This is a genomic window from Alteromonas sp. M12 (genome assembly GCF_037478005.1).
Classification (GTDB): Bacteria; Pseudomonadota; Gammaproteobacteria; order Enterobacterales; family Alteromonadaceae; genus Aliiglaciecola; species Aliiglaciecola lipolytica_A.
Genome location: NZ_CP144164.1, coordinates 1825590 through 1844358, shown reverse-complemented (window position 1 = coordinate 1844358; position 18769 = coordinate 1825590). Strand labels below are relative to the sequence as shown.

Annotated in this window: 16 protein-coding genes; 4 read left to right on the top strand and 12 right to left on the bottom strand. The window is 40.3% G+C overall.

Going from position 1 to position 18769, the window contains the following annotated elements:
- Positions 1-6: 6 nt before the first annotated feature.
- Positions 7-1236 (bottom strand): nicotinate phosphoribosyltransferase, encoded by a 1230-nt coding sequence (gene pncB, locus VUI23_RS07920; protein ID WP_342807684.1) that lies wholly within the window; start codon positions 1234-1236, stop codon positions 7-9.
- On the bottom strand, positions 1236-1889 hold the full coding sequence (locus tag VUI23_RS07915; protein ID WP_216049504.1) for an isochorismatase family protein: 654 nt from the start codon (positions 1887-1889) through the stop codon (positions 1236-1238). Before VUI23_RS07915 ends, pncB begins: the two co-directional genes overlap by 1 nt.
- A gap of 185 nt (positions 1890-2074) precedes the next feature.
- Between VUI23_RS07915 and VUI23_RS07910 the strand changes: the two genes are divergently transcribed.
- Entirely contained in the window at positions 2075-2614 is a 540-nt protein-coding gene (locus VUI23_RS07910; protein ID WP_303499698.1) for a nicotinate-nicotinamide nucleotide adenylyltransferase, read from the top strand.
- A gap of 11 nt (positions 2615-2625) precedes the next feature.
- Here VUI23_RS07910 and VUI23_RS07905 read toward each other — a convergent pair whose 3' ends face one another.
- From VUI23_RS07905 to VUI23_RS07880, 6 genes are all read right to left on the bottom strand, one after another.
- Positions 2626-4155 carry a carboxylesterase family protein gene (locus tag VUI23_RS07905; protein WP_342807682.1) on the bottom strand — a complete coding sequence of 510 codons (1530 nt, stop codon included), beginning with the start codon at positions 4153-4155 and terminating at the stop codon, positions 2626-2628.
- Positions 4156-4177: 22 nt separating this feature from the next.
- Positions 4178-5929, bottom strand: coding sequence for a DUF885 domain-containing protein (locus tag VUI23_RS07900; protein WP_342807680.1), 1752 nt, complete (start codon positions 5927-5929; stop codon positions 4178-4180).
- Positions 5930-6009: 80 nt separating this feature from the next.
- Positions 6010-6789 carry a molybdopterin-synthase adenylyltransferase MoeB gene (moeB, locus tag VUI23_RS07895; protein ID WP_342807678.1) on the bottom strand — a complete coding sequence of 260 codons (780 nt, stop codon included), beginning with the start codon at positions 6787-6789 and terminating at the stop codon, positions 6010-6012.
- On the bottom strand, positions 6786-8030 hold the full coding sequence (locus VUI23_RS07890) for an ABC transporter permease (RefSeq protein WP_342807676.1): 1245 nt from the start codon (positions 8028-8030) through the stop codon (positions 6786-6788). The genes moeB and VUI23_RS07890 overlap by 4 nt, the downstream gene beginning before the upstream one ends.
- Positions 8027-8743: an ABC transporter ATP-binding protein gene (locus VUI23_RS07885; RefSeq protein WP_342807674.1), complete on the bottom strand. Its 717-nt coding sequence runs from the start codon at positions 8741-8743 to the stop codon at positions 8027-8029. Before VUI23_RS07885 ends, VUI23_RS07890 begins: the two co-directional genes overlap by 4 nt.
- Before the next feature lie 115 nt (positions 8744-8858).
- Positions 8859-9740, bottom strand: a complete 882-nt coding sequence (locus tag VUI23_RS07880) for an ROK family protein (RefSeq protein WP_342807672.1) — start codon at positions 9738-9740, stop codon at positions 8859-8861.
- Between the two features lie 352 nt (positions 9741-10092).
- On the opposite strand from VUI23_RS07880, the gene VUI23_RS07875 reads away from it, so the two are divergent.
- Complete coding sequence (locus VUI23_RS07875) at positions 10093-12021, top strand: amylosucrase (protein WP_342807670.1); 1929 nt, start codon at positions 10093-10095, stop codon at positions 12019-12021.
- 89 nt (positions 12022-12110) lie between these two features.
- Here the strand turns inward: VUI23_RS07875 and VUI23_RS07870 are convergent, their stop codons facing one another.
- A complete protein-coding gene (locus VUI23_RS07870; protein WP_342807668.1) occupies positions 12111-13157 on the bottom strand; it encodes a LacI family DNA-binding transcriptional regulator in 1047 nt (348 codons plus the stop codon).
- 496 nt (positions 13158-13653) lie between these two features.
- Here VUI23_RS07870 and VUI23_RS07865 point away from each other — a divergent pair, with 496 nt between their 5' ends.
- Positions 13654-15036 carry an MFS transporter gene (locus VUI23_RS07865; protein WP_216049494.1) on the top strand — a complete coding sequence of 461 codons (1383 nt, stop codon included), beginning with the start codon at positions 13654-13656 and terminating at the stop codon, positions 15034-15036.
- A 164-nt stretch (positions 15037-15200) separates the two neighbouring features.
- On the opposite strand, the gene VUI23_RS07860 is transcribed toward VUI23_RS07865, so the two are convergent.
- The 3 genes from VUI23_RS07860 to VUI23_RS07850 all read right to left on the bottom strand — a co-directional run bounded on the left by VUI23_RS07860 (position 15201) and on the right by VUI23_RS07850 (position 18089).
- Positions 15201-15548 (bottom strand): rhodanese-like domain-containing protein, encoded by a 348-nt coding sequence (locus tag VUI23_RS07860; RefSeq protein WP_216049493.1) that lies wholly within the window; start codon positions 15546-15548, stop codon positions 15201-15203.
- Between the two features lie 66 nt (positions 15549-15614).
- Complete coding sequence (glgC, locus tag VUI23_RS07855) at positions 15615-16994, bottom strand: glucose-1-phosphate adenylyltransferase (RefSeq protein ID WP_342807666.1); 1380 nt, start codon at positions 16992-16994, stop codon at positions 15615-15617.
- A 201-nt stretch (positions 16995-17195) separates the two neighbouring features.
- The gene (locus VUI23_RS07850) at positions 17196-18089 is read right to left on the bottom strand and encodes a LysR family transcriptional regulator (RefSeq protein WP_342807664.1); all 894 of its coding nucleotides are present in this window, start codon (positions 18087-18089) and stop codon (positions 17196-17198) included.
- A 101-nt stretch (positions 18090-18190) separates the two neighbouring features.
- Between VUI23_RS07850 and VUI23_RS07845 the strand changes: the two genes are divergently transcribed.
- The gene (locus VUI23_RS07845; RefSeq protein WP_342807662.1) at positions 18191-18700 is read left to right on the top strand and encodes a lactoylglutathione lyase family protein; all 510 of its coding nucleotides are present in this window, start codon (positions 18191-18193) and stop codon (positions 18698-18700) included.
- Positions 18701-18769 lie beyond the last annotated feature (69 nt).

The window sequence follows — 18769 nt, the reverse complement described above, 5'->3', positions numbered from 1 at the left end:
GTTTTTTTAAGCCCAAGTAACGTTATAAACGTCTTTTAGATAGCGCACAAAATTCTCATCATCACACAAGTTTTTGCCTGCGGTGTCAGATATTTTTGCGACAGGTTTACCATTTACTTTAACCAGCTTCATCACCATATTTAGAGGTTCAACCCCGTCCACATCATTTGATAAAAAGGTCCCTATACCAAAAGATGTGCGAATGCGTCCGCGAAAATGCAGAAATAGCTCGACCATTTTTTCAAAGTTCAGGGCATCACTGAAAATTACCGTTTTTGTTTTCGGATCGAGTTTCAGATCTGAATACATTTTTATCGCTTTTTCACCGAATTCAAAAGGACAGCCTGAGTCTTGTCGCAATCCCTCGAACAACTTTGCAAAATACAAATCAAAATCTCGGACAAATGCGTCCATACCAATAATATCAGTTAGGGCGTAACCTAGTTGTCCGCGAAACTCTTTCACCCAGCATTCTAACGTATGCTTTTGGGAGTGTGCTAATTGCACGCCTACCTGTTGCGATAGCATAAATATTTCATGTGCCATAGTACCTATGGGATTAACCCCTAACTCTTTAGCAATGTGCATGTTAGAAGTGCCAATAAAAAATTCAGGCAATTGCTTGTTTAGCATATCAACTACGGTTAATTGAGTTTCATAGCTAAATCTACGGCGAGTCCCAAAATCAGCTAAGGTTAAGCCGCTGAGGTCATGTTTCTGGTGTTGCTCTTTTAACCAATCAATTTTTTTAAATAAAGGTTTTCGCACATCTTGATATGACTTATTCGGATAATTACGGCGGTTATACACTTCAGCGACCGTCGATAAAACTGGCATTTCAAAATTATGAATATGCATTAGTGGGCCACGGGCACTTATCGACAATTGCTCATTTTCTTCGGTAATGTACAAAAATCGACTCTGAAAGGACCACATTCGCGCCCATTCTATGAAATCTTTGGTATACCAAGGTGTCTTTTCCAACCAGCGAATTTGATCATCTGTAAATTTAAGGCCGTCCAGTTTTTGCAACTCTTGCTGGATTTCAGCTTTGTAAGGTCTCAAGTCCACATCACTGCGCATAAAAAAACGATATTCGGCTTCTTCAATATAGGGATATTGATGCATAAAGCACTGCCACATATTCATTTTATAATAGTCATTATCTAAGAGGGAAAAATTGAGGTTTTTCCGAAATAAAGAATTGCGCTTAACTGACGCTTTCGAAAAGTTCACTAACCAGCACTCCGATTAGCTAACCATTTTTTTAGCTCATGACTATTTTGCAAAATAGTGATCCCTTGGCTTTGCATTAACTCTATTTTCTCAGTGACCCCTTGCGGAGTAATACCACGACACGCAGCTAAATTGAGGACAACATCAAAACGCTGGGAAGCTTGCAATTGTAAGGCCGTGGTGGCGACACAATAATCTGTCGCTAAGCCACCAACAATCACAGTATCGACATTATTAAACACTAAATATTCAATGATCCCCGTTGATAATTTTTCCGCGAGGTCATGATAACAAGCGCCATACGGATGTAAGTCTGGTGCCACACCTTTCCAAACAAAAAAATCGTATTCAGTGGCCGTTGGTAAGCCATCCAAAAGCTCAAATCCTTTGGTTCCAGGACGACAATGCATTTTGAAAGTGCAATCAGTATTGGCGTGATCAAGCGGTTTAAATTGCTCTTCATCTTTGTCGACTCGGAACAAAGCCTGTTCACAATGTGCATCACTGGAGCCAATTATTAAATCTGCTAATGCATTTTGAGCAAGGAGTTCAGGAACAATTTGATCGCCCTCATTGACTGGCAGTTCATCTGGGCAAAGAGGTGTAAAACCTTTTTGTGGATCCACATTAATTGACGCTATTTTAGATTTCATTAACACCTTTTTCCTGAAATTTAATACCGCATTTACGCTGTATACATTTACACAACATTTTGAGTTTTATGATTATAATTTTTAATGGTTTTTACTACACTTTTCGCCAAAGTTATGGCTCAATAGTAAGGCGTTAACCCTTACTCTAATTCGTCATAACAATTGTTTTTACTGGAACCCTACATATGAACATAGCGATTTTTGGTGCGGCATTTAACCCTCCCACTTTAGGGCATCAAGACGCAGTAGAATACATCGCTTCACAACAACCGACATTCGACAGCATATTATTAATTCCCTCATATGCTCATGCTTTCTCAAAAAAAATGCTCTCTTATGAACACAGAGTGGCAATGTTACACCTATTCGCACAACAACTTAATGAACCTAAGATTGAAGTATTCCCGGTTGAAGATCAACTAAGTGATGGTACCAACCCAATTTACACCTTTGATTTATTAACCTACTTGCAAGCAGAATACTTTCCTGATGCAAAACTCACATTCGTCATGGGACCTGATAATCAAATAAATTGGCACAAGTTTTATAAATCCCAAGAAGTTTCAGATAAGTGGGAAATATTGGTAGTACCTGAACGTGTAGCTATACGCTCAACTGCGGTGCGTAACAATCTCATAAACCACCAAGACATTGATAAGCAAGTCCCCAAAGAGGTCGCTCAATATATCAATGAACACGGGTTGTATTTAACCGAACAAGTTTAATAGTGCTTTGTTTATTGCTTAATCACCCCGCGAGTGCGCTGCAGAAATACTTTTTCAAGAACCTTGAGTTTATCTTCTCGCACCTGTGATGTGGCGGAAATCTTATCGGAGATTTTTAACCATTGTGAGTTTTTATCCGTTAAATTAGGCCATGCAGGCAGATTATCTCCGTTCGGGTTGTGAGATTTTATAAAGTTGTACCAGTATTGACGCATTTTGTTTAATACAGGCACATTGTCTGGCCTAAATAAGAAGTATGTCTCCGCAGCGTGATTCGCACCATTGGGGTATTGCTGCGCATCACTCACATAATCAAAAAAATATCTATAACCAGCTTGCCCTATTCGATTCATGCTTTGTGAGGTGATTTTCGCGGCTATCACATACCTCAAATCACCAAACAAATGCTGATAAGGCAGCGCTTGAATAGAAGGCGTTGTTAATCCATAAAATTTTTCCGCCTGTGCCTTTTGATTCCCCATCAATGACAATAAGTGCTCTGCTGGGACGCCAGAATAAGGATACACGCTACCATCAAAACTATTCCCGCCACTGATATAGGGAACATCATGTTGTTTGCCTTGCATAAACATTATCGCAGGCTCTTCTGGCAACGTTTTTCCATCGACAATGGGGACATGAAAGCCATCAATTGCAGAAACTAATTTATCAGCCGGCAGTGCATAGAGTGACGCTGAATTTATACTATCTTGCGCTGCATTTAACGCGCGCATTGCAATTTTATCGGAAATTGTTTGTGCATCAGGACTGCCAGCTAGTTCAATAACAGATGACACTCTAGGAAGTGGCCAAGCGCCGTATCCACTTTGCGCTATAGCGCCTTGGAATAATCCGCGACTTTCCTGATTGACCATAAGCATTTGAATCGCCATGCCGCCAGCGGAGCCGCCCGCAATAGTAACTCGATTGGGATCGCCACCAAATGCACCAATATTGGTTTTAATCCACTTCAGCGCAGCGACCATATCCATCACGCTGAAGTTATTTCCATCAGGCAAGTCCAAGGCACCTGGAGCAAATATTCCCAGCGCCCCTAACCTATAATTAAAGGTGACCAATATAATCCCATTATCGGTCCAGTTTTTATGACTATCAGGCTTAATATTCCCCGAACCGGCAACATAACCTCCGCCGTGAATCCAGACCAGAACAGGTAAAGATGTTTCACTCAAATTGGTTGGGGGTTCTGGGGTGAAAATATTCAGGGTTAGACAGTTTTCGCTTTGGGTTAAATTACCATTTCGTTGCGGACAAGCTGGCCCAAATTGATCAGCAACAAGGGGGCCCGCAAAACTTTCAGGCGCTACAGGAGGTCGCCAACGCAGCGCATCAACCGGCGCCTTTGCATAAGGAATGCCTTTGAATTGGATACTCTGATCTTGCTTAATCCCGGTAACAAAACCCTGTGGTATTTGTTTTACCAAAGTATCCTGAGCGTACCCATTAAAGGTGCATACGAGCAACATTAATATGCTTACTGCCTTTAAATAAGCTATTTTAAAGCGTTCCAAATTATTCAATTTAACATCCTAATTTAAACCATTAAATTTTCTGTTGGGCAACCCAGTCTTTCGTCAACTCTTCTAGTAAATCGAGGGGTAAACTGCCGTTTTTAAGAATTTGATCATGAAATTTACGCACATCGAATTGTTCGCCCAATTCGGTCTGAGCATATTGCCGCAACTGCATAATTTTTAGCTCACCAATTTTGTAAGATAACGCCTGTCCTGGCCAACTAATATAGCGGTCAATTTGGCCAATCACTTCGTTCATACTCAGCGCTGTATTTCTTGCCAAATAATCGATAGCTTGCTGGCGAGTCCAGCCTTTGGCATGGATACCGGTATCCACCACTAAGCGACATGCGCGCCACGCTTCGAACGTCAAGCGACCAAAGTCACTAATTGGATCCTGATAAAAGCCCATCTCCTTGCCTAAACGTTCTGAGTACAAGCCCCAACCTTCACCATATGCGGAGTGATAAAGTTTTTTTCTAAAATTGGCCATATCAATTTCTTGTGCAATGGAGCTTTGGAAATGATGACCGGGTTCTGCTTCGTGGAATGTCAGCGCCTCTAAAGTGTAAAGAGGTTGGCTTTTTAAATCTTTGGTATCTAAAAAGTATGTACCAGATGTAGTGCCACTGCCATCAGAGGAAACATAATAGGCTCCGCCGTTGGGACTGGATTTAATGTCGAATGTAGTGCGCGGTAACACACTAAACCACTTCGGTAATTGGCCCGCCATCTTACGTGTGATGTAGCTGGCTTTTTCTACCATGTCCAGTGCTGTATCAGTGTAGAATTTCTCGTCTGTTCGCAAGTAATGTATAAATTCACTGAAACTGCCTTGAAAGCCTACTTTTGCAATGATGCTTTGCATTTCAGATCTGATCCGGGCCACTTCTTCTAAGCCAATTTGATGGATTTCTTCAGCGCTTAAATCTGTTGTGGTGTAGTACTCGATTAGATATTTATAGTATTGAGCACCGTTATCAACGCTGCTAATACCCGCAGTTTTGCGACAATTAGGCATGTATTGTTGAGTAAAAAAATCATAGAACTTTTGGTACTCGGGTATGACAGTTTGCATGATCAGGCGTTTAGCTTGTTGCTGGTATTTGTGTTTATCTTGAGCAGAAATACGCGCAGGAATAGTCGCAAATGGAGCCCAAAAAACACTGTCTTCAACATTGTTTACAATATGTTTGCTGATAGATTTATCATAGTTTTTAAAGGTTTCGCAGTAATGCACATAACCTTTGCTGACGGCCTCAGACAAATCACTTAAAAACGTTTGATTATAACGAGGAAAGTCGGCCAAACTAAGCAAATAATTATCATAGTCTTCAGCGCTTAAAAACGACATATTTGCTGGTGCGCCGGCAAAATAGCTGTGATATCCAGCGTAATAATTTAATGGAAAATAGCGATCTAGTTGCTGATAGGTTTTGGCTTCGGCTTGTCTTTCATAAGAAAATAACTTGTAAGTTACCTGATTATTTTCTGACAATTGCGATACATCAATTCTGGCTAAACGTTGAATCAAGGTTTGGTTAAACTTTTCTCTTCTATGCCGTCCTTTTTCAGACATATCGGGTAATTTGCCATTCGTTCTAAACGCATCAGGATCGTTTCTAAAAAACACTTTTTCCTGATTTTCATGTTGCCAATGATCATCCAGTAATTGTTGAAAAAGCTCGGTGTTATCTGTTTTGGCAGCGTGAGCGAACACAGAGACACAAGTCATTGTGATTAAGAAAAAAATGCCTTGATAAGAAATTGGTACTGACATGCTAACTCCTATTATTCAGCAAACAGTGAAAAGGTCTTTTAAAACGCTAACGGTAGCATTCAGTTTGTTCACGATTTTAATTATTTTAAATCAAATACAGAGCAAGTCTGGCACTTAGCACTTCTATTTAGATTAAGTGTTTGCCATTGCATAGACATTGCGTCAAATAACATCAGTTTATTGCTTAATGTTTGTCCGAAATCGACTAATATCTTGAGTGTTTCTAATGCCTGCATGGCACCAATAACGCCCACCAGAGGAGACAATACCCCTGCCTCGCTGCAACTTAATTGCTGCTCTCCAAAATGTCTGCTCAAACATCCGTAACAGGCACTATGTTTGGCCGGTTGCATACTAAATATTTGCCCTTCCATGCGAATAGCCGCACCTGAAACTAGCGGTTTATTTGCTTTTAAACAGGCCAAATTCAATTGATTTCGAGTCGCTAAATTATCACAGCAATCCACTACAATATGATGATTTTTTATTATCTTATCTAATGCTGAAGTATCTAAACGGCGTTCAATTACAGTAATATTTGTACTGCTATTTAACATCGCTAATTTGCGTTTTGCAGATGTGCACTTGTTCTCGCCAATATTGGATTCATTATGCAGTATCTGTCTTTGCAAATTAGATTCATCGACAATGTCATCATCAACTAAGGTAATCCCTGCCACACCACTTGCCACTATATATTGAGCTGCGGCACAACCTAAACCTCCCACTCCTATTAACAGCACTTTTTTGGATAATAGTAACTCTTGTTTTTCCAAGTCAAATCCGGACAACATGATATGCCGGCTATAGCGCATTGCTTGTGAGTGAGTTAATTGAGCGGGTTCTTTTGTATCACTCATTTCCCTTGAATTCCCTGTTGAATCGACTGACGATAAGCGCTCAAAGCGGGAATACTTGCAATCACAAAGGTAGCCGCACAGACAATCCCAATAATGACTAGAGAACGGGTGCCTAAAATAGTATTTTCAATAAATAGACCGTACTCGGCGCTTAGCCAGGACGCGCCATATTGAAAACCACCCCAAACAACCACTAATGCAATCAAACTTGCACATAAACTCAGTAATAATGCTTCAATTTGGATCAGCAAAAACACCACCCACGAATGGGCACCTATCGCCCGCAACACAGCCATTTCTTGACGTCGTTCGCGCACAGTGGTGAGCAACATAGTGGCAAGTCCAAGTAACGATGAAAACAAAATAAGCACCGAAATAAACAACAAGAGACTTTCGACACTACCGACTAATTGCCATAACTCAGCAAAGGCCACGCCGGGAATGATCGCTAACATAGGTTCTTGTTTATAGGTATTGATTGAACGTTGCAATTGAAAAATTTGCATCTTCGAATTGAGGCCAATGAACATTGCTGTCACGCTATCTACAGCTATATTAACTGGTTGTCCTGATTCGATTTTATGCTGTATTTCATCTATTTTTGCTTCACTCATATGCGCAACTTCCAGGCCACTCATACTGACGTGAATAGTTCTATCAACCGGCGTACCTGTTGGTGCGAGTATACCCGTGATAGTAAATGGCGAGTGTACATGCTTGCTGAAACTCACGTCAGCTAAGCCATGGGACATCGCGATTTCATCGCCTAATTTATAATTGAGTTTACGAGCAACTTCTGAACCAATGACAGCATCAAATGTTGACTCAAATGATGTTCCGCTATTGATGACTAAGGGCTGTTTATTGCCGTACTGAAAATGCTTAAAATATTGATTATTAGTGCCCAACACCCTATACCCTCGATGGGAGTCACCTAAAGCCACTGGAATAATCCACTTCACACTAGGTAGTTTCGATAAAGATTGATAACTATCCCAGGAAACACTATTGGTTGGGCTGCCAATACGAAACACCGAATATAACAATAAATTTGACTGTCCCGTTGGTGCACCGACAATTAAATCAACACCAGAGATAGTGCGACCAAAACTGGCTTTCGCCTGCACTCTTAAATGTTCCACGCTGAGCAATAAAGACACGCTAACAATAATCGATAGCATAGTCAGTAATACTGCTGGTAAGCGATGTTTTAGGCTGCGTGCAGCAATACTAATTATCATTCAACCACCTCTTGAGCATGGTTAATCTCTGCTAGTTTTAAATGCTGATCGAAGTAGTTTGCTAAACTAAGATCATGGCTTACAAACAGCAAAGTAAACCGATACTGCTTAGCACATGCTAATAGTAATTTGATGAAACCATCTCGCGCTGACGTATCTAGGGCGGAGGTGGGTTCGTCGACAACTAACAGTTCAGGCTGGTTGATCAAAGCTCGAGCAATGGCCACCCGTTGTTGTTGCCCAACACTAAGTTGATTGGCGGGTTTTTGCAGTAATTCAGTGGCTAAATTCAACTGACTACAAAGATTTATAATACTTGAAGTTGGAGCAAACTTTCGGCCCTTGCCAAAATAAGCGGCGACCTCAATATTTTGCTTCACCGTTAAATACGGAATGAGGTTAAATTGTTGAAATACCACCCCAATATGCAACGCGCGGAAACGGTCCCGCTTTCTTTCCGATAATTCAGAAAAAGTTTGCCCCAAGATCGATATTTTGCCACTAGTTGGGACCAAGGTGCCACAGATCAGATTCAATAACGTACTCTTCCCCGAGCCGGACTCCCCAGAGATAAACACCGAACGTCCTTGGTCCACATGCCACTTTTTTATATCAATTGCATTCTTTGGCGAGTCGATTTTAAATCTAGTCGTTTGATTGGGATAACCAAAAGTGACGTTTTCGAATTCGATGGCTGTCGGAGTATTTGTCATAACACCTTTTTACAATCGGAAAAATACAGCGTTAACTTTATCTCGACAGCCGGATAGAAACAAATGCTTATTTGTTGAAAGTGTTCACATTTTTCAATTTAATCCAGTCCCGCCACTATCCCTTATCGATCACAAGCGCTAAAGCACCGAATAACCCCGAAAACTCACCTAATCCTGGACGTTGAATAATATGCTGTAAATCGATTTCTTTAGGAAAAACCACATATCCACTTAAAGATTCTTCAGTGTATTTAATCACTCTATCTAATAAACCTGGTTTGGCCATTACGCCACCACCAAAAATAATTCGTTCTGGACTGTAACTAATCGTAAGGTTGTGGGCTAACTTTGCCAACACTTGCCCTTGCACGTCCCAGGCTCGGTGATCATCAGCCAAAGTTTCCGCAGGCGTGCCCCAAATATCACTCATCGCCTTGCCTGAAGCCAGCCCTTCAACACAATTCCCATGAAAAGGACAGACACCTTTAATTCCCTCTGGCGCAGGAATTAGCATATGGCCCAACTCAGGATGCACCAAACCTTTTAAGGTTTCTCCGTTGATAACAATACCGACACCAACACCAGTGCCAACGGTCACGTAGACAGAAACAGATGTATGTTTTGCCGCACCCCATTTACATTCAGCAAGCGCCGCGGCATTCACATCAGTGTCAATAACCACGTTACAGTTTAAAGCGCTTTGCAGTTGCCCGACTATTGGCGTGTTCGACCATGACGGTTTTGGGGTTTTAGTAATATATCCATAAGTCTTTGATTGAGGTTGAAGATCTATCGGACCAAAACTGGCCAAGCCGAGCTGGCTAAAGTGATAACCTGCTTCTTGTTGCTGTTTAAAGAATGTAATCGTTTCACCAATAGTGTATTCCGGAGTGCGAGTATCGATGCGTCTACTGACCAAAACTTTCCGTTCTTTATCGATAATTGCACAGTTGAATTTAGTACCGCCACCTTCTATCGCTGCAAAATATGTATTCATTTTCTAAATCTCAATTTTATTAACTCATGTTGTTAAAACCTAGCTAAACCAGTAAATGTTAACCTCTGACTTACGACCTAATCCCGCTACAGCGCCACTTAAATTATGACTCTATGATTAAGCTATCGGGTTAATTTAAGCCCTAGCTTGATTTTCGTATCAGACCTTTGCAAATAACTGTTTAGTTAGTTCACAAACGCAATTTAAGCAACTTTACTGTAACGTTTAAGTTAAATCCATTAAATTCTTAACAAATGTTATTTATTTGTTATTGATAATGCTTTTATCACGCTGTATCATCAATAAAATAAAATCTTAATCGAATTAGAAAGATATCTTATCAGGGTAATTTATGAACCTAGAAATTGAGAGTAAACGCTCGTTAAAACGAATCTTAGACAGTATTGATCTGACTTCGATGAGCAAAGCTGACCAACAATTATTTGAGCAACGATTGCACAATCACTTTCCCAAATTATTTACGCTTTTTCTAGAAACTTATGGCCATCGTTATGACGTTTTCTATTATCTTCAAGAGCTTATAGTTTGCCTTGCTAAAGGCTTTGGCGAACGCTCTAGGGCGTTAAAACAAAAAGACAAACAACGTCTTGCAGATCCATTGTGGTATAAAAATGAAAATATGCTTGGCATGGCGTGCTACGTAGACTTATTTGCTCAAGACCTTCAAGATTTACAAGCAAAAATACCCTATCTAAAATCATTAGGGATAACCTACCTTCACTTGATGCCGCTATATGATTCTCCAAAAGGGGATAGTGACGGTGGCTACGCTGTATCCGATTATCGCAAAGTTAATCAGAAGTTAGGCACCACTAAAGATTTAATCGCACTGGCAAAGGCCTTGAATAAAGAAGGTATAAGCTTAGTATTGGATTTTGTGTTTAACCATACGTCAGATGAACACAAATGGGCGTTGGCGGCGAAACAAGGTGATCCTGAATTCCAAGATTTTTATTATATGTTCGATGACCGCACAATTCCCGACCAGTACGAACATAATTTACGAGAAATCTTTCCTCAGGTTCGACGCGGTAACTACACCTGGAATGAAGATGCGCAGAAATGGGTATGGACTACTTTCAATAATTTCCAATGGGATCTAAATTACTCCAATCCTGCGGTTTTTAATGGGATAACCTCAGAAATGTTATTTCTTGCCAACTTAGGTTGCGAAGCATTGCGTTTAGATGCCCTCGCCTTCATTTGGAAAGAAATGGGCACAACCTGTGAAAATCAAGATAAAGCACACAAATTAATTCAAGCTTTCAATAGCTGTTTGCAAATATCAGCGCCAGCGGTGGTGTTTAAATCTGAAGCAATTGTGCACCCAGACGAAGTGCTCAAGTACATTGATCCTGAAGAATGTCAGTTGTCTTATAATCCTTTGTTAATGGCGTTATTGTGGAATAGCCTTGCCACGCGCAAGACCAATTTACTGACCCAGTCAATGCAAAAGAGTTTCAGTATTTCACCCAAATGTAGTTGGGTAAATTATGTGCGCTGTCATGATGATATTGGTTGGACTTTTGATGACAAAGTGGCTGAACATTTAGGAATTGATGGTCACAATCATAGACAATTTTTAAACCAATTTTACACCGGACGATTCGACGGTAGTTTCGCCAAAGGAGTCGCATTTGGCGAGAACCCAAGCACCGGAGACTGCAGAGTCTGTGGTTCAATGGCATCATTGGCAGGTTTAGAGCAAGGTATCGAACTCAACGATCAGGAACTGATTCAAAATGCGCTTGCCCGAATTCAATTAATCAATGCAGTTATCTTGTCAATTGGTGGTATTCCATTGCTTTACTCAGGGGATGAAATTGGCTTATTAAATGATTACAGTTATCGCCTTGATGAGAGTAAATTGCATGATGCACGATGGGTCAACCGTATTGCACTTACTGAGCAGGCAATAAACGACTCGCAAAATCCTAAGTCAACGTCTTATACAGTATCCAAAGAACTGCAAAATTTAATTGCATTACGCAAAAACTTACCGGTATTAGGGGATGCAAATACTCAAATATTAGACAATCAAAACCCACATGTGTTTGCTTACACACGATACTCTGATGAAGGCGAGGTTTTGCTAGCTATTAACAATTTCAGTGAGCATCCGCAGCTAATCGACTCAGAAATTTTACAGCAGCTTGACGGCAGTAAATATCAAGATCATATTTCTAAAAACACCTTAAGCCATGCTCAAAATGGCATTCAACTCGCAGGCTATCAAGTGATGTGGTTGACCGCCAAATAGCAGTCTTTTTGTTGTACTAGGAATTGTCACTAGTAAATCATTAACAGTTGCTCGGCAAACTACCTTGCCGAGCCAATTTATATGCTAAGTTAGCTCGGTTTGCAGCTGCCTCTGACCACCAATTTGGTTTCTAACACCACATTTTCATTGGTTTTGCCATCCAATAGCAAAGTAGCCGCCACTCGGCCTTTTTCGATACTCTGTTGACACACTGTGGTTAATGCAGGTTCTGATCTAGCAGACTCAGGGATATCATCAAACCCCGTAATACTGAGCTCGTCTGGCACCTTAATATTCAATTCCCTAGCAACACGAATTGCAGCCAAAGCGATAATATCACTCATACACAACAATACCGTCGGACGTGGGTTCATCGTTAACGCTTCACGGGCAGCAATTTCTGCCAACTCAGCATCATTAATAGGAATATGCCACATTGAAGCCGCTGCAATATGGCAGTTTATTTTCTCTGCTGCTTTTCGGTAACCGGCTAATCTGGCATGGGATACTTCTTGTGAGTCTTCATTTAGATCGGCCTCGGTGAGGCGACATACTCTGTCAGTATCAATTAAACGAAGTCCTAAAATAGCGACTCGCTCGTTTTCATCTCGAATAGCATATTCAGCAATTGTGAATGCGCCATTTTGGTTGTCGATATTAACAGATGCCGTCTCTTTATATTCAGAATCAACAACCACCACAGGTTTACCCGTTTTTAGAATAAACTCAAAAGAACGTGGATCGATAGCACCATACAAAATGAAACCATCAGGTAAAGATTCAGCCCCTCGCTGTTGATCCGCATCAGCATGACTAGATAGCAGCAACATATGTTTATTGCGTTCCACTAAGACTTCCGCAATCCCCTGCAAGAGTTGATTGGCCACGGGATCTGACAGACTGTATTTAAGTGAATCGAGCAGCATTACACCTATCACGTCTGATTCGCCTCGACGCAAAGTACGAGCGGCTAAATTGGGGCCATGGTAGCCCAAATCAGCGGCTTCAAGTAGAATGCGCTCGCGCAATTTTGCTGATAATTGATCTGGTCGGTTAAATGCATTGGAAACAGTCGCGGTTGATACGCCCAACGCCTCAGCAACTTGCTTAAGATTCAACTTTTTTGCTCTTCCCACTTAACTTTCCCCTTGCAAACGACCCACACCAAATTATCGACAATGTTTAATTAGACAGCTTCTTAATCGATATCTTAAATTTAAGAAGTATCTTAATAAATCCTTAACAATCTTAAAGGTTATTCAGATTAAAGCTACTTTAATCCATTTTTTCAATTGTTTTTATTCAAAAGAAAAACAATTAAATCGCTAAATTGAGCGCAATCATGTCTTTACCTATGTTCGACATACAATTAGTTTCACTATCTTAAGCATTAAGTTAGTGAAAAATCGACCGCTAAATCTAACCAAAGAAGAACGGTTTGCTCGATAACAGCCGCTAAATCGTCGGAATTAGATTAGAAAGTGCCGGGTTTAACCCTATTCACTTGTAAATTTCCAGTTAATAAATGCTGGAATTCAAACTCTTAAACCATTAAGATTAAACTAACAAAACATTAACAAACATCAATCAGCCGCTAATTTGCGGTTGTTTTTAGAATCGAAAGAGAACCTTATGTCGCAATACAGTAAACAAAAACCAACCTTGTCCTTTTGGCAAATATGGAACATGAGCTTCGGGTTCTTAGGCATTCAATATGGTTTTGGTTTACAGCAGGCCAATTTAAGCCCTATTTTTCGATATCACGGCGCTGTGGAATCGGAATTACCTATATTATGGTTAGCTGGGCCAATTACCGGATTGCTAATTCAACCGTTAATCGGCGCGCTAAGTGATGGTACTTGGACACGTTTTGGTCGACGTAAGCCGTTCTTTTTAATCGGCGCATTGGTAGGCAGTATTGCGGTTATGTTCATGCCTTACGTGCCCTATCTCTGGATGGCGGTTGGCTTGTTTTGGATTTTAGATGCAGGTATGAATACAGCTATGGAGCCCTATCGTGCCCTGGTGGGAGATAAACTCAACACTCCCCAGCGTACTGTAGGTTATGCGGTTCAGACTTTTATGGTGGCGGCCGGTCAAATACTTGCCGGATTAATGCCATTGATAATGCTGGCGGTTGGGGTTTCAGGTATCTCTGAAGAAGGCGCAGTCAATTCAATTCCTGACGTGGTGAAATATTCTTTTGTGATTGGTGTAATTGCCATGCTTACCACTATGACCTGGACAGCCATCACCACTAAAGAAGATCCTCCTGAAAATCTACAGCAAATTTTAGCCGAACGTAAAAATAAGAATGTCATGCTCAGCGCTGTTAAGGATATTGTCAGCGCAGTCAAAACAATGCCTAAAGAAGTTAAAAATCTATGGTGGGTTAAATTCTTTTCTTGGTATGGCTTACCCTTAATGTGGCAATATCTTGGATTGTCTATTGCACGCCATAGCTTCAATGCGCCAGGCCCTGAATCTGAACTTTTTGCAGAAGGTGTCGCCAGAGGCGGTGTTGCATTAACCGTAATGAACATTACCACTTTGTGTATGTCATTCTTAGTCCCATCCATTGTGCACAAGTTAGGTAAGAAAAATACTTATGCGTTGTTGTTAGGATTGGCAGGAATCGGTTTTGTCTCAATGCTTTTTACCACCAACTTATATTTAATTTATGCAGCAATGGTATTGGTAGGGATGGGATGGGCAGGCATCATGACCATGCCTTTCATTATTGTCACAGATTCTGTTCCAGCTAAACAAATCGGTGTATACATGGGACTAGTTAATGCCTTTATCTGTTTACCGCAAATATTCAGCATGTTCACTGTGGGCCTTTTTTATGACTCATTATTACAAAGTGATCCGCGCAATGCGCTGGTATTGTGTGGTATTTGTATGTTGATTGCAGCTTATTTTGCAACGCGCTTGAAAGATCAATCAATGGACATGGGGACTGATGAAGTATTCGAATCTGAAGCTACAGCCAGAACAATGACCGAGCGATAGCAAACCTATAAGCTACAGATAAGTACGATTCACAATTGCATAATTTGCGATAGAATTTAAATGATTTGCTTACGAATGTGAGGGATAAACATTAACTTACCCTCACACACACTCTCATTTTTATAACCTTTGAAAATGTGTGCTGAGGTAGATAAAAAACCTAGTTAGCAACAAACTTTTTTAATTTCATCCAATGAACACGTAATGACACTGACATTTTCATAACCGACTCTTGCCAACTGCTCAGCTCCAAGCGCAGCCCGTAGCGAAGACGCACAATGCAAATAAATAGGACGTTTGGGGTCTTTCTCAAGCTCTAACATTTTTACTTCTAGCAGTCCTCTAGGAACATTAATGGCCCCACTGGCTGATCCAGCTTCGAATTCAGCGGGTTCACGCACATCGATAATGATTCCATTATTTTGCTTTTTTTCCGCATTCGCTTCTTCAGCGGTTAACATGCGCACATTCTGTCGCGCTTCCTGCAATAAAGTAGGGATAGTTTTGAGCATGGCTCCTCCTATTAAAATCTCCATTCAATGGTCCCAAATGACCATCGAAAAGTCTCACAATTTTATTCAAAATGTTGAGATGTGAGTATTTTCTTTTTCTCGTTCAACTAAAGGCGGCAACATATTAGCCGCTCTATCAGTTTCGGCTGCACTTTTTTCACTAGATTGATAAAGATTAGGCTGCTGTTGCACATAGGCTAATTTATCAATCATACTCTGATTTACTAGCCTAATACCTTTTGCACTTATACGAAAGCCACGTTTTCTATCCTCTTGCATATTTAGGCCTATTTTCAGACCCGCAGGAATATGGCAATCATTATCAATTATGCAACGAGTTAACACCGCGTTTTTGCCTATTTTAACATTTGGTAAAATAACCGCATCGATCACATTCGCACCTTCATCAACAGTTACATTACTGCACAACAAAGAGCCACTTATGCTACAAACTTGAAGCGTTGTGCCATTTGCCAATAGTGAATTTTTTATTCTAGCTGAACGTCCAAGTTCATCACTGATTATCTGCGTAGGCGCATTACAACTAGGGTTACTCCAAATAGGCCAGTTAACATCATTCACTTTTGCCGCAGGATTAGCCGCCAATAACGCCATATTAGCTTGCCAATAAGCGTCAATCGTTCCAACATCCTTCCAATAGGCGGTTGTGTCACCGTCGTTTGCATGAAAGCGAAATGCTTGTATATGAAATTGTTGAATAATATTGGGAATAATATCCTTACCAAAATCGTGATTTGACGCAAGGTCCTTAGCATCTTTTTCCAACTGTTGAACAAGAAAATCAGTATTAAATACATAGTTGCCCATGGAGGCTAGCACCTTACCAGGGGAGTCTTGTAAACTTGGTGGATTGCTAGGTTTTTCTTCGAATGAGGTTACTCTATCTTTGCTGTCGACGTTCATCACTCCAAATTGACCTGCAGCTTCATTTTTAGACACTTCAATACATGACACTGTCATATCAGCCTTTGAACGAACATGCTCGGTCAGTAATGTACGATAATCCATTTTGTAGATATGATCGCCTGATAACACCAAGATGAATTTTGCTTTGGTAGACTTCAAAAATTCTAATTTTTGATAAAGTGCGTTAGCAGTACCAGTATACCAGTCGGCATTAATTTGCTGTGACGCGGGCATAATCTCTAAGAAAGTGTTAAAACCCCGTTGATAGTTAGCCCAACCATTCACCAAATGACGTATCAGACTTTGTGCTTTATATTGAGTCACTACACCAATTTTTTTCAGTCCCGAATTGGCACAGTTGGAAAGGGGAAAATCAATAATTCGATGGTTACAACCGAATTCCAACGCAGGTTTGGCTCTTGATTGCGTCAACTCGTGTAATCGACTGCCTTGGCCGCCCGCTAAGAGGACAACATAGGTGTCATCGAGCACTTGATTTATATTTAATTGCTGCGTCATCGACATGGTTTACCTCACATTTAAATGTAATAGGACGAAACCCTGTCCTAGTTATAATTAAAGCAGTTTTTTATCAAATTAGTATTGATCCTAGTCAATATGAGAACAAAAAATGTGAAATTTTTTATACAATTTAAATTATCTATAAACCACGGCCATTTACTATTTAACAGGCGTAAAAAACACTTAACTTTGTGAGGCTTAATTAAGTGATTTTTTAATTTGTGTTTTAATCATGTCAAACCTGGCAGGCATATCACGGTTGTGTTTTTTAACTAAATATAAGGTTTCAGCGACAACATTATCGATATCCAGTATTTTCAATCGTTCTGCCGATTCAAAGTTATCCACTGTGCTGCGTGGCAAAACAGTGAACCCAAGGCCTTGGGAAATGGGCAGCAAAATTTGATGTATTTGATTCACGTAACCTTTGGTTTTTATTTTACGTACATCTAAATTGCTCAGAACCGCTTCATCACAATGAGCTAGATACAAACGCAAATAGTGGTCAATATCTGGATGACGAATTAAACCCAATTCCATTACCTCAGAAGCCAAATTATCCACGTCTACTGTTTTAGAGCTTGGAAAAACCAAGACCAACTCTTCCCTACCAATGACTTCACTTGAAAAAAGCAATGGGTCAGGTTTCTCAGTAACAATACCTAAATCGGTTTGGCCTTGGCTAATTTGCTCTAATATACGATTATTAGGTGCCGCTTCTAAATGAATGACTAAATTTTCGTATTGTGTTTGTAACTCAATAAACCCCGCATAAAGTAAGGTAGCTAACGAGCCTGAACAAGAAAGCGCGCATTTGCCAGATGTCTTTTCATTAGCCCCTAGATTCTCGAGCAAGTGAGATTCTTGTTGTTGGGCGGTGAGAATATATTTGTATAACAATTCGCCTGATAAGGTTACATCAAAAGATTTTTTCTGCCTTTTAATCAACTGATAACCGCAGGCTTGTTCTAACTTATTGATATGTTGACTCACACCTGGCTGAGTCATGTGCAAAATCTCAGCAGTGCGAGTGAAATGACGGTTTTCAAATAAAGTTTTAAACGTGTTTAACCAAACAGGATTTAAAATCATAATTTTTTGTTATCAAAATAATAATTATTGATAATTTAACACAATCAAAAATACTTTGTAGTATGAATCCCATATTAAAACTAACTACGGAGTCATCACCAATGATACCTAACAAACAATATCCACGTTCCTTCTCTCATATAGGAATTTCCGTTCCAGATCTGGAAAAGGCCGTCGAGTTTTATACCCAAACTTTAGGGTGGTATCTGATTATGGAGCCAACAGAAATATTAGAAGACACTAGTCCTATCGGCGAAATGTGTACGGATGTTTTTGGTGCGGGATGGAAGAGCTTCAAAATAGCCCACTTGTCCACGGGTGACCGAGTAGGTGTGGAGATTTTTGAATTTAAAGATCAACAAAACCCAGATAATAACTTTGAATACTGGAAAACGGGTATATTCCATTTTTGTGTTCAAGACCCAGATGTAGAAGGATTAGCCGATAAAATTGTTGCCGCAGGTGGCAAGAAACGCATGCCTAAACCACGTTACTACTACCCTGGTGAAAAGCCATACCGGATGATCTATATGGAAGACCCGTTCGGAAATATTCTAGAAATTTACAGCCACAGCTACGAATTAATTTACTCTAGCGGCGCATATAACTAGCGCTCCTATTTCACTAAAACGCAAATAAACAGTAGCCTAGTAAAAACGGCAAACGTATTGGTTGCCGTT